The organism is Paenibacillus sp. JT31N7, from assembly GCF_059692095.1.
Window position 1 is genome coordinate 1,393,410 of record NZ_JCAUAT010000001.1, and the last position, 24,603, is coordinate 1,418,012.

Annotated in this window: 24 protein-coding genes; 5 read left to right on the forward strand and 19 right to left on the reverse strand. The window is 52.8% G+C overall.

The window, feature by feature from the left end:
• Nucleotides 1-50: 50 nt before the first annotated feature.
• Nucleotides 51-3,149, forward strand: coding sequence for a transglycosylase domain-containing protein (locus AC58P5_RS06265; protein ID WP_497385225.1), 3,099 nt, complete (start codon nucleotides 51-53; stop codon nucleotides 3,147-3,149).
• Between the two features lie 216 nt (nucleotides 3,150-3,365).
• Here AC58P5_RS06265 and acsA read toward each other — a convergent pair whose 3' ends face one another.
• Nucleotides 3,366-5,090, reverse strand: coding sequence for an acetate--CoA ligase (gene acsA / locus AC58P5_RS06270; protein ID WP_497385226.1), 1,725 nt, complete (start codon nucleotides 5,088-5,090; stop codon nucleotides 3,366-3,368).
• Between the two features lie 206 nt (nucleotides 5,091-5,296).
• On the opposite strand from acsA, the gene AC58P5_RS06275 reads away from it, so the two are divergent.
• Both AC58P5_RS06275 and AC58P5_RS06280 read left to right on the forward strand, forming a co-directional pair.
• The gene (locus AC58P5_RS06275; protein WP_497385227.1) at nucleotides 5,297-5,935 is read left to right on the forward strand and encodes a GNAT family N-acetyltransferase; all 639 of its coding nucleotides are present in this window, start codon (nucleotides 5,297-5,299) and stop codon (nucleotides 5,933-5,935) included.
• A gap of 36 nt (nucleotides 5,936-5,971) precedes the next feature.
• Nucleotides 5,972-7,150: an acetoin utilization protein AcuC gene (locus AC58P5_RS06280; RefSeq protein WP_497385228.1), complete on the forward strand. Its 1,179-nt coding sequence runs from the start codon at nucleotides 5,972-5,974 to the stop codon at nucleotides 7,148-7,150.
• A gap of 160 nt (nucleotides 7,151-7,310) precedes the next feature.
• On the opposite strand, the gene AC58P5_RS06285 is transcribed toward AC58P5_RS06280, so the two are convergent.
• From AC58P5_RS06285 to crcB, 12 genes are all read right to left on the reverse strand, one after another.
• Nucleotides 7,311-8,009, reverse strand: a complete 699-nt coding sequence (locus AC58P5_RS06285) for a 5'-methylthioadenosine/adenosylhomocysteine nucleosidase (protein WP_497385230.1) — start codon at nucleotides 8,007-8,009, stop codon at nucleotides 7,311-7,313.
• A gap of 39 nt (nucleotides 8,010-8,048) precedes the next feature.
• Nucleotides 8,049-9,068 (reverse strand): catabolite control protein A, encoded by a 1,020-nt coding sequence (ccpA, locus tag AC58P5_RS06290; RefSeq protein WP_497385231.1) that lies wholly within the window; start codon nucleotides 9,066-9,068, stop codon nucleotides 8,049-8,051.
• A 240-nt stretch (nucleotides 9,069-9,308) separates the two neighbouring features.
• Nucleotides 9,309-9,755: a hypothetical protein gene (locus tag AC58P5_RS06295; protein ID WP_497385232.1), complete on the reverse strand. Its 447-nt coding sequence runs from the start codon at nucleotides 9,753-9,755 to the stop codon at nucleotides 9,309-9,311.
• A 164-nt stretch (nucleotides 9,756-9,919) separates the two neighbouring features.
• On the reverse strand, nucleotides 9,920-10,465 hold the full coding sequence (locus AC58P5_RS06300; protein WP_497385234.1) for a type 1 glutamine amidotransferase domain-containing protein: 546 nt from the start codon (nucleotides 10,463-10,465) through the stop codon (nucleotides 9,920-9,922).
• A gap of 31 nt (nucleotides 10,466-10,496) precedes the next feature.
• Nucleotides 10,497-12,227, reverse strand: coding sequence for a phosphoenolpyruvate--protein phosphotransferase (gene ptsP / locus AC58P5_RS06305; RefSeq protein ID WP_497385235.1), 1,731 nt, complete (start codon nucleotides 12,225-12,227; stop codon nucleotides 10,497-10,499).
• On the reverse strand, nucleotides 12,220-14,112 hold the full coding sequence (locus AC58P5_RS06310; RefSeq protein WP_497385236.1) for a glucose PTS transporter subunit IIA: 1,893 nt from the start codon (nucleotides 14,110-14,112) through the stop codon (nucleotides 12,220-12,222). Before AC58P5_RS06310 ends, ptsP begins: the two co-directional genes overlap by 8 nt.
• 135 nt (nucleotides 14,113-14,247) lie before the next feature.
• Nucleotides 14,248-14,991, reverse strand: coding sequence for a hypothetical protein (locus AC58P5_RS06315; protein WP_497385238.1), 744 nt, complete (start codon nucleotides 14,989-14,991; stop codon nucleotides 14,248-14,250).
• Nucleotides 14,992-15,187: 196 nt separating this feature from the next.
• A complete protein-coding gene (locus tag AC58P5_RS06320; protein ID WP_497385239.1) occupies nucleotides 15,188-15,613 on the reverse strand; it encodes a CoA-binding protein in 426 nt (141 codons plus the stop codon).
• 54 nt (nucleotides 15,614-15,667) lie between these two features.
• Complete coding sequence (locus AC58P5_RS06325) at nucleotides 15,668-16,453, reverse strand: C39 family peptidase (RefSeq protein WP_497385241.1); 786 nt, start codon at nucleotides 16,451-16,453, stop codon at nucleotides 15,668-15,670.
• 34 nt (nucleotides 16,454-16,487) lie between these two features.
• Entirely contained in the window at nucleotides 16,488-17,786 is a 1,299-nt protein-coding gene (aroA, locus tag AC58P5_RS06330) for a 3-phosphoshikimate 1-carboxyvinyltransferase (protein ID WP_497386038.1), read from the reverse strand.
• A gap of 58 nt (nucleotides 17,787-17,844) precedes the next feature.
• On the reverse strand, nucleotides 17,845-18,204 hold the full coding sequence (locus AC58P5_RS06335) for a fluoride efflux transporter FluC (RefSeq protein WP_497385242.1): 360 nt from the start codon (nucleotides 18,202-18,204) through the stop codon (nucleotides 17,845-17,847).
• Nucleotides 18,201-18,578: a fluoride efflux transporter CrcB gene (gene crcB, locus AC58P5_RS06340; RefSeq protein WP_497385244.1), complete on the reverse strand. Its 378-nt coding sequence runs from the start codon at nucleotides 18,576-18,578 to the stop codon at nucleotides 18,201-18,203. Before crcB ends, AC58P5_RS06335 begins: the two co-directional genes overlap by 4 nt.
• Before the next feature lie 132 nt (nucleotides 18,579-18,710).
• Here crcB and AC58P5_RS06345 point away from each other — a divergent pair, with 132 nt between their 5' ends.
• A complete protein-coding gene (locus tag AC58P5_RS06345; protein ID WP_009672581.1) occupies nucleotides 18,711-19,004 on the forward strand; it encodes a rhodanese-like domain-containing protein in 294 nt (97 codons plus the stop codon).
• Between the two features lie 22 nt (nucleotides 19,005-19,026).
• Here the strand turns inward: AC58P5_RS06345 and AC58P5_RS06350 are convergent, their stop codons facing one another.
• Nucleotides 19,027-19,575, reverse strand: a complete 549-nt coding sequence (locus AC58P5_RS06350) for a shikimate kinase (protein ID WP_497385245.1) — start codon at nucleotides 19,573-19,575, stop codon at nucleotides 19,027-19,029.
• A 187-nt stretch (nucleotides 19,576-19,762) separates the two neighbouring features.
• Between AC58P5_RS06350 and AC58P5_RS06355 the strand changes: the two genes are divergently transcribed.
• Entirely contained in the window at nucleotides 19,763-20,110 is a 348-nt protein-coding gene (locus tag AC58P5_RS06355) for a hypothetical protein (protein ID WP_497385246.1), read from the forward strand.
• A 92-nt stretch (nucleotides 20,111-20,202) separates the two neighbouring features.
• Here AC58P5_RS06355 and gnd read toward each other — a convergent pair whose 3' ends face one another.
• From gnd to AC58P5_RS06380, 5 genes are all read right to left on the reverse strand, one after another.
• The gene (gene gnd / locus AC58P5_RS06360) at nucleotides 20,203-21,615 is read right to left on the reverse strand and encodes an NADP-dependent phosphogluconate dehydrogenase (RefSeq protein ID WP_497385247.1); all 1,413 of its coding nucleotides are present in this window, start codon (nucleotides 21,613-21,615) and stop codon (nucleotides 20,203-20,205) included.
• Between the two features lie 561 nt (nucleotides 21,616-22,176).
• Nucleotides 22,177-23,160 (reverse strand): hypothetical protein, encoded by a 984-nt coding sequence (locus tag AC58P5_RS06365; protein WP_497385248.1) that lies wholly within the window; start codon nucleotides 23,158-23,160, stop codon nucleotides 22,177-22,179.
• Entirely contained in the window at nucleotides 23,147-23,686 is a 540-nt protein-coding gene (locus tag AC58P5_RS06370) for a hypothetical protein (RefSeq protein WP_497385250.1), read from the reverse strand. Before AC58P5_RS06370 ends, AC58P5_RS06365 begins: the two co-directional genes overlap by 14 nt.
• A gap of 28 nt (nucleotides 23,687-23,714) precedes the next feature.
• Nucleotides 23,715-24,101, reverse strand: coding sequence for a hypothetical protein (locus tag AC58P5_RS06375; RefSeq protein WP_497385251.1), 387 nt, complete (start codon nucleotides 24,099-24,101; stop codon nucleotides 23,715-23,717).
• Between the two features lie 8 nt (nucleotides 24,102-24,109).
• Entirely contained in the window at nucleotides 24,110-24,589 is a 480-nt protein-coding gene (locus AC58P5_RS06380) for an ABC transporter permease (protein WP_497385252.1), read from the reverse strand.
• Between the last annotated feature and the right edge of the window lie 14 nt (nucleotides 24,590-24,603).

Sequence of the window (24,603 nt, forward strand, 5' to 3'; positions counted from 1 at the left end):
TGGCTTTGTGCTATAATTGAGGCGGTTATTAAAGGAGGAATCCTGGTAATATGGCAAAAAAACTTTCTTTTTTACAAAATCCGGGAGTCCGAAAAACGCTTAAAGTCACCTTTCATACGGTTAAGTGGTTGTTTATGGCATTTCTTGTTGTCGGAATTATGGGGGGAGCCGCCGCTTTCGGTTACGTAAGCGCTCTTGTCAAAAACGAACCCGTCCGGAATAAAGAGGAAATGCGTAAAAAAATCGAAGAGAACGCCATCACGGGTTTTGTCTATTTTAACGACGATGCGGTTATCGGACAGCTTCGTACGGAAGAAGACAGACGGCTTGCCGAATTGGCGGAAATTCCTCAAGTCGTTCTCGATGCGGTGCTCGCGATTGAAGATAACGATTTTTACAAACACTACGGGGTTGACGTAAAAGGCTTATCCCGTGCCGTAACGCAGAAACTGCTGAACGAAGACGTACAAACCGGCGGGAGTACGATTACCCAGCAGCTGACCAGACGCGTTTTTCTGACATTGGACCGGGATGCGGGGCGTAAAGCCAAAGAAATCCTGCTGTCCCTGAGGATGGAAAGACTTTTATCCAAAGACGAGATTCTGCTGGCCTATTTAAATAAAATCCCATACGGTAACGGAGCCACGGGCTATAACCTGTTCGGCATTAAAGCCGCCGCCAAAGGCATCTTTAACATCGACGATCTGAATCAGCTGAATGTCGCCCAGGCAGCTTACCTTGCCGGCCTGCCCCAGCAGCCGAGCAACTACTCGGCTTACACGAGCAGCGGCGCATCCAATCCGACGGGCCTCAAAAACGCGATTACACGCCAGAAGCTTGTGTTGAAGCGGATGCGCGAGGAAAACAAAATAAACGAAGCGCAGTATAATGAGGCACTCGCCTTCGATATTGAAGCTTCTCTTGCCAAGCGCCAGCAAAAAGCATATGCCAGCTACCCCTATCTCATGATTGAAGCCGAGAAGGAAGCCGTCAATTTGCTTCTTACGCAGCAAAATCCGGACCTCGATCCCGAAAAAAATGCGGCCGCCTACAACGAAGCTTCCAAGGCTATGCATACCCAGCTTCTGCGCGGAGGCTACCAGATTTACACGAGCATAGACAAAACGATTTATGACTCCATGCAGACGATCGGCAAAGAAGCGAAGAACTATTCCCCGACCGATTCCAAAAAAGGCGAGGAACAAGTCGGAGCGGTCATGATGGACAGTAAAACGGGCGCCGTTCTCGGAATGATCGAAGGCCGCGATTTCAACAAATCGCAGATGAACAACGCAATCCAGGCCGTCAGGCAGCCGGGTTCCACGATGAAGCCGATTGCGGCTTACATTCCCGCCATGGAAATCGGCAAAATCCAGCCGGCCAGCGTTATCGACGATTCGCCCGTCATTTTGAAAGACGGAGGGAAAGGCTACCACATTCCCGAGAACTGGAACGACAAGTACAACGGACTGGTCACTGCCCGCAAGGCGTTGAACCAATCCTACAACATCCCGGCGATCAAGCTGTTCACGGACACCGTCGGGATTAAGGAAGCTTGGACGTTCGCCAAGAAACTGGGAATCTCTACAATTGAAAAAGACGATTACAATGCTCAAACGGGTGTAATCGGCGGTCTTAAATACGGCGTGACCGTCAAGGATATGACCGGTGCTTATGCGGCCATGTCCAACAAAGGACTGTACAACGAAGCGTTTATGATCCGTAAAATTACGGATTCGACCGGCAAAGTGATTTATGAGCACGAAATGAAGCCAACGCGTGTCTTCTCCGAGGAGACAGCCTACCTGATTACGGACATGATGAGAACCGTTATAACTGAAGGAACGGCGACAAGTATCAAGAAAAGCTTTAAATTTTACGGCAAAATACCGGTGGTCGGTAAAACCGGCTCTACGCAGGACGATGCCGATGCCTGGTTCATGGGGTATACTCCGAACGTTACGGTCGGTGTGTGGGCAGGTTACGAGCTTCCGGTGAACAAGCTCAGCAAAGCCGGGACTCAGCGTGCCATGAACATGTGGTCACTCATTATGAACGCCGCCGTCGAGAAGAAACCCGAGTTGTTCCCGGACACCTCGTTTGAACGGCCTTCTACGGTTGTTCGGGCGACCGTTTCCGACGTGTCCGGCAAGCTTCCGAGCGATTTGAACCGGCAGTCCGGACACGTGGTGACGGATTGGTTTAACCGCAAATACATCCCTAAAACCGTCGATAACTCGATGAAATCCATGAGTACCATCGAATACAACGGCATTAACTATATTGCGCAGGACCAGACTCCCGGCGATATGGTAAAATCGAAGGTTGTTATAGTCCGCGAGAAGTCGGTCAATTCCCTGCTGAAAGAACTCTCTGCGGTTCTTAACAAACTTCCGGCCAAAAACCGCCGTTCGCTCAACTTCTACAAACCGAAAGATTACGACGAGGACGCGCCATCCGAGATCGATCCGCGCAAGGATGACGGAAGCGATCCGAGTGCCCCTTCGAGAGTAGCGGCAACCAAATCGGGCGGCTCCGTTGTCATCACGTTCCAGCCAAGCGGGAACAACGATGTAGTCGGCTACCGGCTGTACCGTTCCGACAACGGCGGTCCTTACATCCGGCAGACGGGCAAGGTCGTCATGACCGGAAGCGACAGCAAGTTTACGGACAGCGTCAGTCCGTCCTCCGCTCAATCCTACTATGTCACGGCTGTTGACGTAGCCGGACGGGAATCCGGTCCCGGAAAATCCTCTTCGACGGGCTCCGGCTCCTCCATGGACTCCGGATTGGTACCCGGAGGCGGAGGCAGCGGATCAGACGGGGGCAGTCAAAACGGAGGGAACGGCGGTTCCGACCAGGAAACGGATTCCAAACAGACACCGTCCTCTCCCACAGGACTGACCGCCAAAGGAAGCGGCAGCGGATTAAGGCTGAAATGGAACGAGAATTCTTCCAAAGATAAAGTGAAACGCTACAATGTTTACTTTGCCGAGAAAGCGGACGGAAGTTACAAAAAGATCGATGCCGCTCTCTCTGCCGAATACGCAATCTCGTCCGTAAAACACGACGGGTATTACAAAGTCTCGGCCGTGAACGATGCCGGAGAATCCCGGTTGTCTTCCGCGGTAAAATATGCGGCTCGTTAAGCCCACAAGGGCCGCGCCAAATAACCTTAAAAGAAAAGCCCGTGAAGTCTGCTAAGCTTGATTGCTTGGGGGCTCTCCAGGCTTTTCTTTTGGCTTTTCTTTTGGCTTTTCTATCAAGCGGAATCGCGGAATTTGCATCAGAACGGAAACCGAACCCTTGAAAAAGAAGTTAATAAGAGCAAAAAAAGAGCGGCCGCCAGGCCGCTCTTTCCTCTCTTAATCTTCAATCGTCGACAGATCGCCTGTCGGCAGGTTAAGTTCCCAAGCTTTGAGCACACGGCGCATGATTTTACCGCTGCGCGTTTTAGGAAGTTTGTCTTTAAACTCGATCTCGCGAGGAGATGCGTGTGCAGACAAGCCTTCTTTTACAAACTTGGCGATATCCGCTTTAAGTTCATCGGATGGCTCGAATCCTTCGCGAAGCGCGATGAACGCTTTGATGATCTCGCCGCGCATCGGATCCGGCTTGCCGATAACACCCGCTTCCGCAACGGCCGGATGCTCGACCAGTTTGCTTTCCACTTCAAACGGGCCTACCCGCTCGCCCGCGGTGTTAATAACGTCGTCGATACGGCCCTGGAACCAGAAGTACCCGTCCTCATCCATGTAAGCGGAATCCCCGGATATATACCAGCCGGTTAATCTGAAATACTCTTCGTATTTCGCAGGGTTGTTCCAAATTTTGCGCATCATGGACGGCCAAGGTGTTCTGACCGCGAGGTTACCCATTCGGTTTGGCGGCAGAACATTGCCGCTGTCATCGATAATGGCGGCTTCCACACCCGGAATCGGACGTCCCATGGAGCCCGGCTTGATCGGCATGCTCGGATAGTTACAGATGAGCTGGCCGCCTGTTTCGGTCATCCACCAGGTGTCGTGAATACGCTGGCCGTATACTTTCAGCCCCCAACGGACGACTTCCGGGTTAAGAGGCTCCCCTACGCTCAGTACATGGCGGAGCGAGGACAGATTAAACTGGCTGACCACATCGTCTCCGGCACCCATCAGCATGCGGAAAGCGGTCGGAGCGCTGTACCAGACGGTCACGCCGTATTTCTGAATCGTATTGTACCAGTCCTGCGGACTGAAACGTCCGCCTCGGATTACGTTCGTAGCTCCGTTAAGCCAAGGGGCGAAAATACCGTAAGATGTACCGGTAACCCAGCCAGGATCGGCCGTACACCAATATACATCGTCTTCTTTAAGATCAAGGACAATATTGCCCGTATAGTAATGCTGAACCATGGCGTTATGTACATGGAAAACGCCTTTAGGCTTGCCTGTCGAACCGGATGTGTAGTGCAGAATCAACCCGTCTTCGCGGTCTACCCATTCGATGTCGAGTTCTTCGGACGCCTGCGCCATTTCCTTGTGGAAATCAACTTGGCCTTCCTGCAGATCAAGATCTTCACCGACGACAATGACATGCTTCAGATTAGGTAGCTCGGCCGTTGGAATACGGTGAACGAGTGCGGGGGTCGTAATAATGGCGACAGCTTCGCTGTCCTGAAGACGGTCGCGTACCGCCATTTCCATGAATGCCTCAAAAAGCGGTCCGACTACCGCACCGATCTTGATGGCTCCTAGAAGCGCCATATACAGTTCCGGGGTACGCGGCATGAAAATAAAGAAACGGTCTCCCTTATTCACACCAAGCTTGCGCAGCACGTTCCCGAATTGATTGGATTTCGTTTTCAATTGAGAGAAGGTATAGGACTCGTCTCTCTGCTGGTCGCTATAATAGAGGGCAACTTTGTCTTTTCTGGAAGATTCGGCATGGCGGTCGATCGCTTCGTAAGCCATGTTCACTTTGCCCGTATCGAACCAGGAAAAATTGGATTCTATCTCTTCCCAATTGAACGATTCCCGGGCTTTCTCGTAATCGCCTAGATTGCCGTTTTGTGAAACTGCATCTACTACTTCACCTTTTAATTGGTTCATTTCTCCTACCTCCCGACAATTGAAACGCTTTCAATCTTTTTTGAATGCTTTGTGCCTGACAGGAAGAAAAGCTCACTTTTCACCATGTATATTATATCACAGCAGGTTATGTTTGCCTATTGCTTTTCAATTCGCCGAGAAATGTGATATAAGAGAGTATAGAGAGAACTGCGTTACCGACGCCGCTTTTAAGGAGACTCCCTCTCATGGACCATAAAAAAATTTATCATTCGCACTCTTTCGTACCGCCTGACCTGGATGCAGAGATTACCGTGGAGGGTCCCGTATCCCCTGATCACCTGCGCAGCCTTCAGATGCATGCGGATCTTGATGCTTTCCGCAAGCCGAGAGACCAGCACGAAGCCCTGATCGAAATCGCGGAGCTTCCCGAGGGCCGCATTATTATCGCCCGTACCGGGGACTGGATTGTAGGCTATGTCACCTTCCATTATCCCGATGAAATCGAACGCTGGTCCCAAGGCAATATGTCCGACCTGATTGAACTCGGGGCAATCGAAGTCGCCAACAGCTACCGGGCTCTCGGACTCGGCAAGAAAATGATCCGGCTCGCCTTTACGGACGGACAACTAGAGAACGTCATTACGTTCACGACCGAATATTATTGGCATTGGGACCTGGAAAGCAGCGGGCTCAGTGTATGGGATTACCGCAAAATGATGGAAAACCTGATGAAATGCGTAGATATGGTGTGGTTTGCCACCGACGATCCGGAAATATGTTCGCACCCGGCCAACTGCCTGATGGTTCGCATCGGAAGCAAAGTTCCCCTGGCTTCCGTCGAGCAGTTCGACCGCATCCGCTTTCAACAACGGTTCATGTATTAAGAACCATTTCCTGGGTTACGGGAGGAACAGCTCGAGATGAAGAACGAATCGGTTTTTGTATTTAACGAGCATGAAGCGACCTACAAGTTCAACGAGGAACATCCGTTTAATCCGAAAAGACTGCTGCTTACGATTGACCTTCTCAGAAAGGCCGGAGCTCTGAACGACTCCGAAATCGTCACTCCCCGTGTAGCCACGGATGACGAGCTTCTCCGCGTCCATCAGCCCGCCTACATTGATGCCGTGAAAGCGCTTAGCGAGCTCTCCCCTTCGCTTGAGTGGGTAAACAGCGCGGCCAAGTACGGATTAGACACGGAAGACACGCCTTATTTCGCCTGGATGCATGATGTGACCTCAATGGTAGTCGGCGGCTCCATAACGGCTGCCGATACCGTTATGTCAGGCAAAGCGAAGCGCGCATTCCATCTAGGCGGCGGCCTGCACCACGCTCTGCAGAGCAAGGGGGCCGGCTTCTGCGTCTATAACGACGCTTCCGCCGCCATCGCCCATATTACGGAGCATTACAACGCGAAGGTTCTGTACATCGACACGGATGTCCACCACGGCGACGGTGTCCAATGGAGCTTTTACAGCGATCCGCGCGTATGCACGTTCTCCATTCATGAAACCGGTAAATATTTATTTCCCGGGACGGGGGATGTCACGGAGCGGGGCGAGGGCGAAGCCTTCGGTACCTGCGTGAATGTTCCCATGGAGCCGTACACCGAAGACGATTCCTGGCTGGAAAGCTTCGAGGCGGTTCTGGTGCCGCTGATTGAGCGTTTCAAGCCCGATATCATCGTGTCGCAGCACGGCTGCGACGCGCATGCCCTTGATCCGCTGGCCCATGTACATTGTTCCATGCGGATTTACAAAAGAATGCCCGAGCTTATCCGCGAGCTGGCCGACAAGTGGTGTGAGGGCCGATGGGTTGCGCTCGGCGGCGGAGGCTACGACATCTACAGGGTCGTTCCGCGTGCCTGGAGCCTGGTCTGGCTGGTCATGACCGGCCACCCGCTGCTTCAGGAGCTGGAGGGCAATCCGCTCCTCCCCCTGCCCGCAGGCTGGATTGCCGAGCATCAGCCAGGCAGCCCTGTTAAGCTGCCTGCTACTTGGCTCGATGCCGTCGATGAATGGGAACCGATCCCGCGCCGGGAAATTATTGCCGAAAAGAATAAGAAAACCGTGGAGATTGCTCTGCTTTATTTGAAATGAGAGCGATCCCCGCTGTTTTTCCATTGAGTTTGTTTCCGTTCAAACGTAGTATCTTCGTTCCTCCGCGCATACCATACGGAATTTCTTTTAAAACCGTTGGAACAAAAAAAGGCTGACCGGTTTAAAACCGGTCAGCCTCTTTCATATGCCTGTTACTCCGTTATAACGAACGCACCATATGTTCGATGATCCGGTGCGAATTTTCGGAAGCCTGCTTGGTAAACTCCGCAAAATTCACATGGGCCGAGCCGTCCGCTTTATCGGACATGGAGCGGATAACGACGAACGGAACTTTGTTCATCGAACAAACCTGCGCCACAGCGGCACCTTCCATCTCCGTGCAGGTCCCGCCGAGCTCCTGGTGAAGCTCCGCCACTTTATCGCGCGAAGCGACGAATTGGTCCCCGGACAGGACGAGTCCCTGCTTCGTCCTTCCCTGGAACAGCTCACGGCTTGCCGCATCCGCCAGTGCCACCAGCTGAGGGTCCGCTTTGAAGACCGAAACTTCCTCGTAAGGAATTACTCCGCGCGGGAAGCCAAGGGGCGTCACATCCATGTCATGCTGCATGCAGGATGTGGAAATGACGATATCGCCGATATTCAGCTCTGGATCCAGCGCTCCGGCAACGCCTGTAAACAACACGGCATCAACGCCGAAGCTGTCAATCAGAATTTGCGTGCAGACGGCCGCGTTCACCTTGCCTACTCCCGATTTGCAAACCACAACGGATTTGCCTTCAAACTGGCCTTCCCTGTATGTAATGCCGGCTTTATTCGTTTCGGTTACGCCGCTCATCCCGCCGACAAGCAGTTCGATTTCTTCATTCATGGCACCGATCAGACCGATTTTATTTACCATCCTTGAGTAGCCTCTACTTTCCGCTCAACAAAAAGCGGCTCAACGAGGAGCCACTGAGCTGCGCTTAATGATTTCATGCGGGAGAACGACTTGAGTAAGTTCCATCGTTTCCTTGTTCATCAATTTCGTAAGCAGACGCATGGACACCGCGCCGATATCGTACATAGGCTGTGCCACCGTCGTTAATTGAGGACGCACCATAGAAGCCATCCGGATATTATCGATACTCATCACGGAAATATCCTTCGGTACGGAAAGCCCTTCGTCCTGAATTTTGTGAATAGCGCCGATGGCCATTTCGTCCGTCGCCGAGAAAATAGCGGTCGGGCGCGTCGGCAGCTTCAGGAAATAATCCGTCGCATCGATTCCCGATTCATACCGGTAGTTGCCCAGTCTTACGTAATCTTCATTCACTTCGATGCCTGCGCTCTCCAGTGCCTTCTTGTAGCCCTGGTAGCGTGCAAAGCCATTGGCCGGATCCTGAAGAGGTCCGGAGATCATGGCGATCGTACGGTGGCCGCTCTCGATCAGAAGCTGCACGGCATCGTAAGCCGCTTTCTCGTGATCGATATCGACGGACGGCATTACGTTCTGCTCGTCGGCCGTACCGCAGAGCACAACCGGAACGGAAGAAGTCCGGAACGCATTGATATGGTCTTCCGTCACGACACCGCCCATAAAGAGAAGACCGTCCACCTGCTTCTCCAGCAGGGTGTTAATGACACGGATTTCTTTCTCTTTCTTCTTGTCGGCGTTGCTCAAAATAATATTGTAATGATACATGTTCGCAATATCTTCGATTCCGCGCGCGACTTCCGCGAAGATCGAGTTTGAAATATCGGGAATAACCACGCCGACTGTCGTTGTTTTCTTCGATGCTAGCCCCCGGGCAACAGCATTGGGGCGGTAACCGAGCCGTTCGATTGCTTCGAATACTTTCTTCCTTGTCTGCGGCTTCACGTTCGGGTTATTGTTGACGACACGCGAAACCGTGGCCATCGATACTCCTGCTTCTCTTGCTACGTCATAAATAGTAACGGTCACGGTCACTCTCTCCATTTATTCAAATATTCGTCGTCCTTGCCATGTTACAGACTATCATACGACATTATTTCCCTTTTCGCAATTAAAACACTTTCATACCTAATAGTAGCAAAAAATACGCATGAAAGCCAACTCGGCGATGTTCATACCCGCTTTCGCAGGAATCCTCATCGTTCAAGTTGGCTAAATAATCAACTGCAATCCTATCCCAGGCGCATCCGCGGATGGGTATGTAAGAAAGGCCAGTGTCTGCAATCAGCCACTTGTCTTATCCGCAAAAGCTTGCTGCAGCCGTTCGTCCGCCAGCATATGCTCGCTGATTTGAGCCAGCCTGCTGCGGATCTCCCCCGCCCAGCCCATATCCCCGACGGAAGTAGCCAGAAGCAGCAGATCCAGCAGTTCATTGACTCTTTCCTCCACGGCCTGCTTGAATCCGTACCCTTCCTCGGGAGAACAGGCGAGCCGGACAATGAGGCAGGCGACTTCGGACACGTCTTCGAACCGCAGGATCTGCTTTTCCGGTTTCGGGCCCAGCGTATCGATCAATTCCGTCACTTTAGGCTTTACGCTCGCATAAACAACGCTTTTCCCGCATGCTTCACATGAGTAGATGGGTACGTTTTCAATCTCAACCTTTTGTTGAAACACGACGGTTCTCAGACATAGATGAACCGGTTGTCCGCAGCAGTACCCTTTTTGCATAATCACTCACTCCTTTAGCAGCCGATAGAACCTTGCTGTCTTCGTCCTACCTAGCTACTTCTATCCGGGCGAATGATATTCCTGCTTTTCAGGCCCTGTCACATATTCCCTTTTTTTGAAAATTTCAATTTGTCCTGCAGACAGCGCAGTCTCTACGGCAAAAGCTAATTTCCGGTTTTTTTCTGAATCAATACCTCGATAAAAGCTCTCATAAAAGCGGGCAGATCCGGAGGACGACGTCCCGAAACGATATTGCGGTCGACCACGGCTTCCTCGTCTACCCAGATCGCTCCGGCGTTTTCAAGATCGTCCCGGATGCCCGGCGTAGAGGTCATCGTATAGCCTTCCACGATTTTCGCCGAAATCAGGACCCAGCCCGCATGACAGATCTGCGCAATCGGTTTTTGCGCCTCGTGAATCTCGCGGGTAAAACGCAGAACGTCGGCATATCTGCGCAGTTTATCGGGCGCCCAGCCGCCAGGCACGTAAAGCCCGTCATAATCAGCCGCGCTTACGTCTCCGAACGCGACATCCGTCGTAATCGGTACGCCGTATTTACCGTGATAAATTTCACGCGCTTTAGGTCCTGCGATATCAACGACTGCCCCCGCTTCCCGCAAGCGAAGAACGGGGTACCACATTTCCAAATCCTCGAATTCCTCATCGACAAAGGCCAGTACGCGCTGGCCTTTCAAATCCTGTACGGTCATAGTAAATCCCTCCTGGTTTAGTGAGAATGGGTTAAGAAGCGCTTGATCTGGAATCCGCCTGCCGGAGCACCTGCTCGATTTCCTCACTGGTGCCGCACTGCAGAACTTCCTGAAGCAGGCGTTCGCACTCGGCGTGATTGCTCGTCAGCAGACGGTGCTTGATCGGAAGAATGAGCTGGACGGACATGCTCAGCTCCTCGATGCCAAGACCCAGCCAAAGAGGCAGCGCGCGGATATCCCCCGCGAACTCCCCGCATACGGCAACGGGAATACCGGCCGCCTTGGCCGCGTCGATGGTCAGCTTCAGCAGGCGGATGACGGCAGGATGATACGGGTTATACAAGTGGGCGATGCTGTCGTTCATCCGGTCGACCGCCAGCACGAACTGGATCAGATCGTTGGTTCCGATGCTGAAGAAATCGACTTCTCTGGCAAGAACATCGGCAATCAGGGCCGCGCCCGGCACTTCGATGGTCAAGCCGACCTCAATGTCGGGGTTAAACGGCTTGCCCCGGCTTTTCAGCTCCTGCTTGGCTTCGGCCAGCAGCGCGTTGGCCTGTCTCAGCTCGCCGAGAGAGGAGATCATCGGGTACATAAGCTTTACTTGACCAAAGTGCGAGGCCCGCAAAATCGCGCGGAGCTGGGTTTTGAACAGCTCGCGCCGATCCAGCGAGATCCGGATAGCCCGGCATCCCAAGGCCGGATTCTCCTCCACCTGAAGCGGAAGATAATCCAGCTTCTTGTCTCCGCCGATATCCAGCGTGCGGATGATGAGCGGTCTGCCGTCCAGCTTGACCGCGGCCTGCTTATACACCTCGGTCTGCTCCTCTTCGTCCGGCAGCGAGTCGCGGTCCATATAGAGAAATTCCGAGCGGAACAAACCGACCCCGACGGCGCCGTTTTTGAGCACCTGGTCGATTTCTTTGATCGAGCTGATGTTCGCCGCCAGCCGGACCTGCTTGCGGTCCTGAGTCATGGACGGAACGTGGGCGATTTCCTGCAGCCGCTCGCGGTGCATGAGCCAGTCCGTCTTCCGCGACTCGTACAGCTCCACGGTACTGCTGTCCGGGTTCACGTAGACGATCCCTTCCTCGCCGTCCACAATCATCAAATCTCCGTTCTGAATAGGCCGGATAAGCTTGCCTTCCAGCCCCAGCACGAACGGAATTCCCATCGCGCGGCTCATAATCGACGTGTGCGAGGTCAGTCCGCCCATCATCGTCACGATACCCAGAACGCGGGCCGGGTCCAGATGCACCAGCTGGGAAGGGGTAAGCTCCTTCGCCACGAGTACATAGGAATGATCCGTCGGTGGCGGAGTATCGTCCCCGCTGCCCAGCAGATGCTTCAGTAGACGGTTGCCTACGTCTTTAATGTCCATGGCCCGTTCTTTCATATAGTCATCGTCCAACACGTCGAACATTTCGACGAATTTGTCGATCACTTCTTTGACGGCCACCTCTGCGGCTTTGTACTGCCGGCTGATGATGCCCTGAATTTCGTTCATAAACACGGGATCTTCCAAAATCGCCAGATGAGCGTCGAAAATGTACGATTGCTCCTGGCCCAGGACGTCCCGGATTTCTTGTTTGATGTGTTCCAATTCGTCTTTGGACGAACGGATCCCGTCATACAGCCGTTCGAATTCAAACGACAAATCGGTGACGTCCACCATCTTATCCGGGAACTCCCAATCCCAGGCGGGGATCACGTAAGCGGGACCCATGGCGATCCCCGATGAAGCTCCTATCCCTTTAAACATTTGAAGTCCCTCCGCTCTGTTCCGGTTTTTTCAGCACAACGGACATCACGGACGCCTGCCCTTTTTTAACGGATTTATAGGGGGCGAAGCTCCATGATTTGACACGGTCCGAATTAGTAATCACCATAGGGGTGGCCAGCGATTTGGCGTGCTTCTTCAACTGATTGTAGTTAAAACGGATCAGCAGTTGCCCCGCCTCCACCTCGTCTCCGGGCTGTACCTGGGCCTCGAAGAAATTTCCGGTTAATGTGGATGTGTCGATGCCGATGTGCAGCAGAACTTCAAGTCCTTCCTCTGTCTGAATCCCGAGCGCATGCATCGTCGGATAGACGTGCATGATTTTACCGGCTACCGGCGACAGCAGCTCCCCTTTATCCGGTATGAAAGCAACCCCGTTGCCGACAATTTTTCCGGCGAAAATGCGGTCCGGAACGTCCTCCAGCGGAATCATTCTCCCCGTCATCGGGGAACTGAAAAGCACGAGCTGGATGTCTTTGCGCAGCAGCTTCATGATTTCTTCCCGGATCAATTCCGAAAATGTGCCGAAAACGACCTGCACGTTGCCGCCGCCCAAACGGATGACTCCCGCCGCTCCCAGGTGCTTCAGTGCGGCGATATCCATGAGGCGGTCGGATTCAAGCGTCAATCTCAGCCGTGTGATGCAGGCTTCGATTTTCTTGATATTCCCCTTGCCTCCGAGCGCTTGGACAATAAGCGGCGCCCGGTAAGGAATGTCGCCTGCCCATTCTTCGAGCGATGAACCTTCCTCCCGCCCCGGGGTCGGGATGCGGTAACGCCGGATGGCGTACCTGAACATGACATAGTAAACCGCTCCGAACACTAGTCCGATCGGAATCAGCATCCATCCGTTGCGCGATAAATGCTCGTTAATGACAAAATCGATAGCTCCAGCGGAATAAGAGAATCCATGCGAGATATTCAGCGCATATGCGATCCACATGGCAAAACCGGATAAAATGGCGTGAATCACGAATAAGTAAGGAGCGACGAACAAAAAGGCAAATTCAATCGGCTCCGTGACGCCGGTCAGAAAGGAAGTCAGCGCCGCCGTCATAAAAGTCACTCGGACATGAGGCTTCAAATCTTCCCGGGCCTCGTGGATAATGGCGAAGGCAATGGCGGGAAGCGCGAACATCATTATCGGATACAGTCCGGCCATGTAGGCTCCGGCCGTCGGATCACCCGCGAAGAAACGGGGCAGATCCCCGTAAACCATGTCTCCGTTCGGTTCTTTGTAAGCGCCCAGCTGAAACCAGAAAAAATTGTTCAGGATATAATGAAGCCCGGAAGGCACCAGCAGCCGGTGCGCGATACCGTACAAGAAAGCGCCGAATCCGCCGAGGCTGAGAACCCATGCCGTCAACTGCTCCATTCCGCTTTCCAGGACGGGGCCCAGCTTGATCATCAGGATGGACAGCACAAGCGTAACGACTCCCATAATAAGCGGAACCATCCGCGGCCCTCCGAAAAACTGTACGTATTCGGGGAGCTGGATTCGCTTGCACCGGTGGTACGCGACCGCCGATAGCAGACCGATCAGAATTCCTCCCGCGACACCCAGTTGAAACGTTTCGCCCAGCTGATGCTGGGTCAGTACGGTGAATAAAAAGTAGCTCATCAGTGCGGAAAGTCCGGCAATACCCGCATTCTCCGTCAAGCCCAGAGCAACACCTACCGCGAACACGAGCGGCAAATATGTAAAAATGGTATGACCCGCAAGCAGCATCATGTCGCCGAGCCATGCCGCTCCCATACTATCCCATGGCAGGATTCCCAGTCGTATAAGTACTGCGGCAACAGGGAGCGTAATCATCGGAAGCATTAAAGAACGCCCGAATTGCTGCAAATTTCCCATCCAGTTCAACTTAAGCCCTGCCTCCTCTCTATTTCGATCCTAATGGCTGCCGCACTTTTTGTCAAAAACAAATAAGCGGGTCCGAAGACCCGCTTGCTGGCAACTTACAGCATGACCATGCTGTAAGTGATCGTTAGGCTTTAATTAAAACGTACCTGTCGTGTACGGAAGGCCCGTGTTGAATTGGCCGGATTGAGCCGAACCTACGCTGCTGGTGAAACCGCCGCCGAACTGCTGCTGTGCAGGAGTTTGGGAATCGGAATTCAGGTAGCTGTCATGAGCCGGCTGGTCGCCGCGGTAGTTAGCCGTGTGGTAAGACTGCGGAGACGCGGATTGGCTGTAGCTTTGCGTGCCGTAGCCTTGGCCGTAGGATTGGGAACCGACGTTCTGGGAGCCGTAACCTTGGCCGATAGCGGATTGACTCAGACCGAAAGAAGCTTGGCCGAAACCTTGCTGCTGTGCCGGAGTTTGGGAATCCGAACGCAGGTAGCTGTCGTGTCCCGGCTGATCGCCACGGTAGTTAGCCGTGTGATAAGACTGAGGGGAAGCGAATTGACCGTAGCCTTGTTGTTGACTCGTGTAGGATTGATTTCCTTGGTTGCCGTAAGCTTGGGAACCGAAGGATTGAGTCAGACCGTAGGAAGCTTGTCCATAACCTTGTTGCTGGGACGGAGTTTGGGAATCCGAACGCAGGTAGCTGTCATGGCCCGGTTGGTTGCCGCGGTAATTAGCCGTGTGGAACGATTGCGGGTTTTGGTAGCTGCCGTATTGGGAATTTTGGAACTGATTTTGACCGTACGAAGATTGAACATAACCGGTCGGCTGGAACTTGTTTTGGTACTGGGACTGGGAGCCGATACCAGCTTGATTTTGATACTGGTTGTACATGCGGTGTTCCTCCTTTAAGGAAATTCATGAGTCTTCCAGACAAGTCTTTCCTTGTTCTGGAGCCTCCCCTATTGTTTGCAGCAGCCGTTGAAATTATGAACCTTCCCAAAAAAAATTTTCCCTAAAAAAACAAAACCCGACTATAGCTTGCGCTTTAGTCGGGTAATGACATTTTTATCGGCCGTGCCTTAACGGTTCAGTTGTCTCTTGGATTCAAAATCGCATCTTCGACTTTGATGCAGCGGTCCATAACGACAGTCAGTCCGCCGCGTCGTGCGATTTCAGCCGCTTCTTCATTATAAACGCCCTGCTGCAGCCAAAGAACTTTGGCTCCCTTGCGGACCGCTTCCTCCGCGATCGGCACAACCTGATCGCTCCTCCGGAACACATTGACTATATCCACGTTTCCCGGAATATCGGACAGACTGGGATAGCTTTTGCCGCCCAAAATCACATCCGCATTCGGATTGACCGGAATAATTTCGTAACCCCGGGACTTCATCGCGGCCGATACCATATGCGACACCCTTTCCGGGTTGTCGGACAAACCGACGACGGCAATAGGGCCGGCGGAAGCCAGCAATGTTTTGATTTCATCTCTGGACGGATTTTCAAAAGGCATGAAGAACACTCCTTTTCGCTATTTTAAAGACCGACATTGCCGCTTTGTCTGTACTTAATCAGCCGTATAGGACAAGCCCTGCTTGCCCATCGCTTCCCAGATGCCGATGAACAGCTTTTTATCCAGCCGGACATTTTTGCTGCCCGTCCACGGGTCGTTCACGTATACGGACGTCTCATCATAACCGACCATTAAGACCGCATGCTCCGAAAATGTCGCGCGAATCGGACCGATGGATGTATTCCACTCGGACCAGCGGGTCGGCATTGTGAAGCCGATGGTCGTCCAAACCACGACCGGACGGCCGTTTGCGATCTGTTTTTCGTACACGTCGAAGGATTCGCCCGTTAAATCTACGGCAGAAGGAATATACGACTTTAACAGCGGAAACAACGCCTTGTGGTAAATTCCGAAGCCTTTGGATTTACCGGTACCGTCTCCCACATAGCCGATATTCGGGTGACCCCATGAGGCAATGGTGCCGTCCTTGTTCCAGACGATCGGAGTCGGATCCTTCGGCATTTCGTCGTACAGCTGCATTTTGTCCAGCTTGATGCCTTTATAATGAAGCATCATCGCGATCGAGGTAATTTCACAGCCGGACGGCAGCTCGGGTTTTTGCGCGATAACGGGGGCATCGATCATGGCCTTCGTTTTCGGCTGCTCCTGCACCTGTTCCGCCGGCGGCGGCTCCCGTCCCGGCTGTTTTTCCAGCTTGGCGTCCATGGCCATCACGGTCTGAACGTCCTGCCCGCTTATTTTGGCATATAGCATCACAGACATGAAACCGCCTGAGAACAATAATCCGAGGATCAGAAAGAAACCGAATGTTACTTTCATGCCCCTCCAAATAATGCGCATCTTATTCACCCATTCATTCGTTCGTTAATTCGATGTGCGCTCCTAGTGAAATCATATGATCGAAAAACTGCGGATAAGATTTGGCCACATGGTGGGCGTCACGGATAACCAGCCCCTGCTTGCTCCGCAGACCTGCCACGGACAGAGCCATAATAACGCGATGGTCATAATGCGCGTTAATTTCCACGCCGCCTTCAAGGCCTTCCGGCCGTCCGTGGACGATGATTTCGCTTTGACGCTCTTCCACGTCGGCTCCCGCTTTGCGCAGCTCGTTCAGGAAATCCGTAATCCGGTCGCACTCTTTGTAGCGGAGATTCTCCACGTTGTAAAAACGCGAGGTGCCTTCCGCGAACACCGCGGCCGCTACCATAGCAAGTACCGCATCGGTAAAATGATCGCCGTCGAATTCGCCGGCTTTAAGTCGGCCCGTGCCTTGTACGCGCACGATTCCATCCTTATGAGTCAGCGAGACGCCCATGGCGCGGAGCACATCCACGCAGGCTTTCTCGCCCTGACGGCTGTTTTCGTCCAGCCGGTGTACGGTTACATCCGACTCGGTAACCGCAGCCGCCGCCAGAATCGCCGCAGACCCGGGGTAATCCCCCTGCACGACATACTCCTGAGCACGGTAGGACTGATTGCCGGGAATCCGGTAATGCATAAGATCTTCGCTGGCTTCCACGCGAATCCCTGCTTGTTCGAGCACTTCCAGCGTTTGTCCGACAATCACTTTGGACTTCAAATCGTGAAGCACTTCGATTTCGCTGTCTTCTTGGAGCAGAGGAGTCAAAAACAGCAGGGAGCTCAGAAATTGCGAGCTTACGCTGCCGGATACGGTAATTTTGCCACCGCGGGGCTGTCCCCCTTTAATAGTTATCGGCAGACGGCCTTCATTATGTTCGACTTCGACGTTCATTTGTTTCAGCGTATGAATGAGATCCAGATGGGGCCGCTTGCCGAGCGATTCCGGATATTGATTAATGAATGTAACTTCGCTTTGGCAGAGGGCTGCCGTAGACATCAGAAAACGGAGGACCGCTCCCGCGTTCCCGACGTTTAATTCTTTGACCGGGTGAGGGTTTTTGCCGAATCCCTTAATCACCATCTTATGCTCGTCTTCTTCGATAACCGCACCCAAATCGCGGATGCACCGGCGCATGGCGTCACTGTCTTCACTATGGGCCGGGTAATGAATGGTGCTCGTACCCTCGGCCAGCGCCGCAATAAGGAGGTAGCGGGTCGTGTAATTTTTGGAAGACAGCGCCTGAATTTCTCCCTGCAGGCTCGGTGTCGCTTTTACAATGGCTTTCATGGAATTCATGGTTTGTTCTCTCCTTTGATCGATGAATGGTGTGTGTACTGTCTTCTGGTTATATGTAAAAGCCGACAAAAGCCAAACCGATTCCGGCCAGATAGCTCACGGCCAGATAGATCAGCTCCAGATTAAAATGTTTTTTCTTTCTCAGCTTCCAGCTGTCCAGCTTTAAAGTGGAAAACGTCGTGAAGGCGCCGGAAAAGCCTGTGCCCAGTCCGATTAACAGGGACGCATCCGTTACATGCCCAAGCAGCCAGCCCAGAAAAAAACAGCCGGTAAGATTAACGGCCAGCGTACCGAAAGGAAACGGAGAAGCCGTCCGGCTCTGGACCCAGCCCGCTAACTTGTATCTGGCAATGGAGCCGACGAATCCCCCGGCTCCAACAAGCAGCGCATTCATCCAGCCCGCATTCATAAGGCTTTCTCCTTCCTGCGGTGCGCGGCTGCCGTGCCAAGACTGACGGCAAGAAGCCCTCCGAACAGACTGACGCCAATGTACAACAGGGCTAACGGCACCCGTTGATCCTGAAGCATCCGGACCGCTTCCACACTAAAGGTGGAAAACGTCGTGAAGGCTCCGATAAAGCCTGTCGTAACCGCAGTACGCAGCTCCTGCGACCATTTCGGCAGCAGAGCTTCGCTGAAATAACCGAGCAGCAGGCAGCCGATCATATTGCAGGCCATCGTGCCCCACGGGAAGGAACCGTCCCCTTCGTTCCAGAGAACGGATAAACCGTAACGGGACAAGGCTCCGAAGACGCCGGCTGTTCCGATGATCCAACTTTTCATGGGCAAACCACCTATTCTGTCCCGCATTTTGCTTTGAAGCTAGACTTGTGGGAGTCCGGGTCCGGTTTGACTCCGTGCTTCAGGGTTTTGTATAGTTACAGGGAAATCGAGAATACAGGAGGTGCACTTCATATGAATAAGATTCAACCCTCGGAATTGAAAGCCAGACTTGCTGCGGGTGAACCTCTGTGCGTCATCGACGTACGCGAGCCCGAAGAAGTCGCGGCCGGTCAAATTGCCGGAGCCAAATCAATCCCCTTGATGGAAATTCACACCCGTCTTCACGAAATCCCTAAAGAAGGCGAAGTCATTCTGGTTTGCCGCAGCGGCAACCGGAGCGGGAAAGCATACGATTTCCTGGAGTCCCAAGGCTTTGCGAATTTGAAAAACATGGAGGGCGGAATGCTCGCCTGGGAACAGCTTTAAGCCTGCCGCCGAGCGGCGCGGGTCAGCCTGAAACCTCTTCCTGCTTCAGCCGTTCTTTGGTCCAGGCGTTTAAGATGTGTTCGGCAATGTCGTCCGCGGCAAGCGGTGACGTGTCGATTGTAAGATCGGCAAACCTGTATGCATCTTGACGTTCCTGGAGCATCGTACGGACCTTTTCTTCCAGTCCGCTTCCCTGCAGCAAAGGCCGGTTGGAGTCGTTTTTAACCCGCTCCACGATGGTTTCCAAACTTGCGGACAAAGCCGCGACAAAGCCCCGCTCGCTCATGCACGCCCGGTTCTCCTCCGCCAGTACGGCACCGCCCCCGGTTGAAATCACACGCTGGCTGCCGGCCAGCGTCTCTCGGACGACCTCACGCTCCAAAGTCCTGAAATGAGCTTCCCCGTGCATGGCAAACAGCTCCGGAATCGACATTCCGGCTTTTTTTACAATTTCCTCATCGGTATCTATCATAGGCCAACCCAGCCGATCAGCCAACTTTAACCCGACAGTCGTTTTACCAGTGCCCATAAACCCTATCAGCACTATATTTGATCTCGGTTGTGTGCTCATCGTGCCCGTCGATCCTCTCTTCGGTTTAAACTTTCCACTATCATATCACAGCAAAAGCCCCGGATGAATACAAATTGCATCAATTTCATATGGTATAGTGAATAAACCTTTTCAAAGACAGAAAAAATGAGAGTACGTACGCAATCCGTAGAAGAATCAGTAGATTACAAGGAGCGATGTCCGATTGATGCCTCATCCCAGGATTCCCGATCCCGCCCGGAATACTTCCGGTCGGCTGAGTCAGATGCTTCAGCCCTCGTACATGCTGTGCAGAGATGACGTAGTCTGGGCACTCGAATTTATACGCAAAAAAATGGCTGAGCAGGATCCCCGTTTAAAGGAACTCACTCAGCCACGTCTATTGAAAAACTTTCAATCTTTCGCCGAAGTGTCCATGATGCTTGTCCATCGCAGAAGCGCCTTCGATCAGGAAGCAGACCGTATCAAAAGCTGTCTGAAAGAGGCTTCGTACGGTCTATTCGAGAATGAACTTCCTTCGGATTCAGAGCGGGGTTCCTCACCCGGAAACGATTAGAAAGCACGAACGCTGCCGTTCCCAAATTAAAGGCCGCCGAATCGGACGCGCTGTCCGGAAAAGCAAAACGGAGCTCGGTTCGGGTTCCGTTTTTAGCTGTCGAGCCAGTTGTAGTGGAAGGTGCCTTCTTTATCCACACGCTGGAACGTATGCGCGCCGAAATAATCGCGCTGGGCCTGCAGAAGATTGGCCGGCAGGCGCTCCGTGCGGTAGCTGTCGTAATAAGCCAGCGCGGAGGCGAAAGCCGGTGCCGGAATACCGCGCGTTACCGCAACGGTAACGACGTTTCTCCAAGCATCCTGGTAGTTTTCCACGATGTTTTTGAAGTAATCGTCCAGGAGCAGGTTGCGAAGTTCCGGATCGCGGTCGTACGCATCCTTGATGTTCTGCAGGAAGCGGGCACGGATAATGCAGCCCCCGCGGAAAATCATGGCGATTTCGCCGTAGCTCAGATTCCAGTTGTACTCTTCGGATGCGGCGCGCATTTGAGCGAAGCCTTGTGCATACGAAGCGATTTTGCTTGCGTACAAAGCTTTGCGGACCGCTTCGATGAACTCTTCGCGGTTGCCTTCAAACGGCTTCACTGCCGGACCGTTCAGCACTTTGCTCGCAGCTACCCGCTCTTCTTTCATTGCGGACAGGAAGCGGGAGAATACGGATTCCGTAATAATGGAAAGCGGCACGCCCAGATCCAGGGAGCTTTGGCTTGTCCACTTGCCCGTGCCTTTCTGGCCCGCTGAATCGAGGATAACGTCGACCATCGGTTTGCCGGTTTCTTCGTCGTATTTCGTGAAAATATCACGGGTAATTTCAATCAGGTAGCTGTCCAGCTCTCCTTTGTTCCATTCCGTGAAAATTTCGTGCAGCTCTTCCGTGCTGACATTCAGCACGTCTTTAAGCAGTTGATAAGCTTCGCAGATCAACTGCATATCGCCGTACTCGATGCCGTTATGTACCATTTTAACGTAGTGACCGGCGCCGTCCGGACCGATATACGTGCAGCAAGGATCGCCGTTCACTTTGGCGGAGATGGCCGTCAAGATCGGTTCCACGAGCTTATATGCGTCTTTCTGTCCGCCAGGCATGATGGACGGACCTTTAAGCGCGCCCTCTTCACCGCCGGAGACACCTGTGCCGATAAAGCGGATGCCGCGGGCTTCCAGTTCTTTGTTTCGGCGCTGCGTATCCGGGAAGTAGGCGTTTCCTCCGTCGATCAGGATGTCTCCCTCGGACAGAAGTGGAACAAGCTGTTCAATGGTCGCATCGGTCGCTTGTCCGGCTTTGACCATAATTAAAATTTTGCGCGGAGTTTCGAGCGACTGCACGAATTCTTCCATGCTGAAAGTGCCGACCAGGTTGCGTCCGGCCGCCTCTTCAAGAAGTTCTTTCGTTTTCTCAGGCGAGCGGTTAAAAACGGAAACGGTAAAGCCGCGGCTCTCGATATTAAGCGCCAGGTTTTTACCCATGACCGCAAGACCGATTACACCAATTTGCTGTTTGGACATGAATCAAACACCCTTTCCTCTTGTATTAGATCGTCACCGCTCCCACTTGGTGTCAGAACGGCTGCCGAAGGATGGATTCGACCCGCTCGGGATAAACGGCGGCATTTTCCGTACGGACCATGCAAGGACCGTTGTTCCCGGCTCGAGGCAAAGCTTCCGGGCTTGCGTTTGCTGGACAAGATTCGGGGCGATACACGTTAAGAACAGACCGAAATTTGTGTGAAAAAAAGCACATTGCCCGGTGTCTTCCACATTCTCGTAGATTTCCCAAAGCATCTGCGCCTAATTCCGCGTGCCGCATGTTCCAGCTCTTCACATGGACCCGAGCGCCCCGATAGCACAGACCAGTCAAACCGCCCAACATGCTGATTCCGCCCGTGAAGCGCATTATGACGTTAAACCACTGCAGTCATAAATGAAACGTGGCATCACAAATGTGCGGAAGCCGCATCGAACTCATCGTTGACTTGATGATAAACGTTCCGCGGATCGGATGTCAATTTTATCGGACAATCTTTTTCGGTAGAGCGCTTTCTTTGTTCCTTCCCGAAAAAGAGGGTTTTACACCCGCCCGTTGATGCATTCCTTCGGATAATAACCGGCTGCAGCAGCGGCTTTCGGGCTTGCAAAGGTTTCCAGAATCTCCTGGGGCCGCGGGCACCGGCTGCTCGTGAAATAAGGGAGGTTATTTTGCCGGTATCCATAAAACACGGGCCTCTTCACAATCCTTGCCCCTCCCAGCGCATAATTGTTATAGGTCCGGTATCCGACCGGAATACCCTGTACAAAAGCGAGCATCCCCACATCGTCGATCGCATTGCTCCATTCCTCGCCCGAAAGGAGGGGAAGCGTGAACGTATAGGCCGCTCCCAGACGGCGTGTCTGAACATTATGTTCCCGGATCGCATTTTCGAGCTCGCGCTGGATGGTGTTTATAATCGCGCTTCTCCTGACTTCGTCAAAGCGTGCCCCCGGCTTTAAAACCGCTGCTTGCGTCTTAGGCTGGATCTCGCTCCGGAAGCCTTCTACCCAGCCGGTTCCCGCAGCATTTTTCACGGTTACGTATTCGTCCAGCGTAAAAGCTATAACCTCTCCTGCCGGGTCCTGGTAGACGTACGGCCTTTTCGGTCCTTCCAGTCTCCGGTTCCGCTTAAATCCATCATCCCCCGTATAGCTTTCGAATGTGTAGGAGTAGCAGCCGTCGTAGCCGACAATGAGAAGAGCGGAAAGATAGGAATCAAGAACCTGTTGGCCCACCGTATCCTCCGACACACCGAAATTCGAATACAGGGTTTTATAAAAGCTATCGACAGCCTCTTTCCGGTTGACCCGGATCTTCTTCAAGGATTCGTACCGGGCCTCTTCCCCCTGCTTTTCATTGACGGAAAGAGCTGCCGCGCCGTCCTGGACGGCCGCGTTCACAGCCGCATCATATTTCGTCTCCAAAAACAACATTTGAAACTGAGCCTGTGTATCGAATTTGTTTAACCAGGCGAAGGGTACATAAATGAGGACAAAGAAGATGGCCAGTTTAGCTGTCTTCATTGCGGACCATTCCCCCGTATGGCATGTAAAGCTGTCCACCGGGCGTATTCGTCCCGTTTAAAGCATCCTGCCAGACAATTGCCGGTGTACGGCTCAGGCTGCGCACGGTCACGTTGAAAACATCGCCTGCGCCAAGTCTGTAGGTACGGTCCGCATGGTCCGGCGGAAGCGAATTTTCCGGGAACAGAACGGGAAGAATCTGGGCGTTGTAAAAAGCTTCGTCCTCCACCGTATATTTCTCCGCGAACCGCCCCTGGTCGTCATATACGGGCACGTACCGTTTGTGTTTATGCTCCATCTTGACATCAAACTCCTGGCCGGAGGTTGTCAACTCCTTTTGAAATTGTCCGTACATGGCCGGCGTCAGGGCTCCTTTATCGCGCACGCTGTCGACAAAACGTGTCATCGTCTCAAAAGCGATTACCCGAGACAGATCGTCCTCTCTGGCCGCCGAATCCGACAGCGGATAAATATACAGCAGCAGAACCGCTAAAATGAGGACAAAGGCCTTGCTGAGCGTATCCACCTTCTCCCCTCCTTTTTCCGCCTCACAATTAAGGCGTCGTATATACGATTCGTTTTAACGTTCCCCCGGCATCGCGCAGCGCATAAGAACGGTAAGCTGCAGCCGGATCTATGCCGGTCGGATCCGTTTCGTCTTTCTGCCGCCCGCCCGGATAGCTTTTGCCGCTCACCTCAATGTCGTAAGGTTCTCCGGCGCTTAAGTAAAGGGACATAATCAGATCCGACCCTTTTACCAAAACCGCTTGGAGCTCGGCATTTGCGGGCTGCTGGTTATAATCGAGAAGCTTTCGGGATAAATAAGTGTCCGTAATGGCTTCCCGTACGTTTTGGAGCAGCATCATGCCCGTGACTAAAGCCGAGACGAACATGCAGACCGAAACACCAACAAACAGCATGGAGCGAGCCGAATCGTTCATCGCTTCGTTTACTGCTGCATAAATTCAATCGCACGGATTACATTGCTCTTATCCTTAATAATGTGCGCTTTGAATTTACCGCTCGGATTCACGTAATCCATATGAGACTCCAAGGTGGCGTTCGCAATAGCATCCCTGGTTATCGAGGCGATTACTGTACCGTAATGGCTGCTTGATGGCGATGTGGTATCGATTTTGTTCGTATACCAGGAGCCAACCGGATTTTTTCCCGTTTGAACCTGAATCCCGAACTGCTCCTTATCGGCAAATTTACGCAGCGCGTTTACAACCTGACTCCCCGAAACCACGGTATTGTCGTATACGGTAAAAGCCGTCTGGGAAAGTTCCGTCTGTATATCCGAAAAATTGTTTTGCGCCGCTTTCGTGGCATCCTGTGCGGAAATAAACATCACCACCGCAATCGTAATCAGAGCAATGGCCAGAAAAAAACCTGCCGCCATGATTAGTGCTTTCTGTGCATTTCCCATTGTAATCCAGCTCC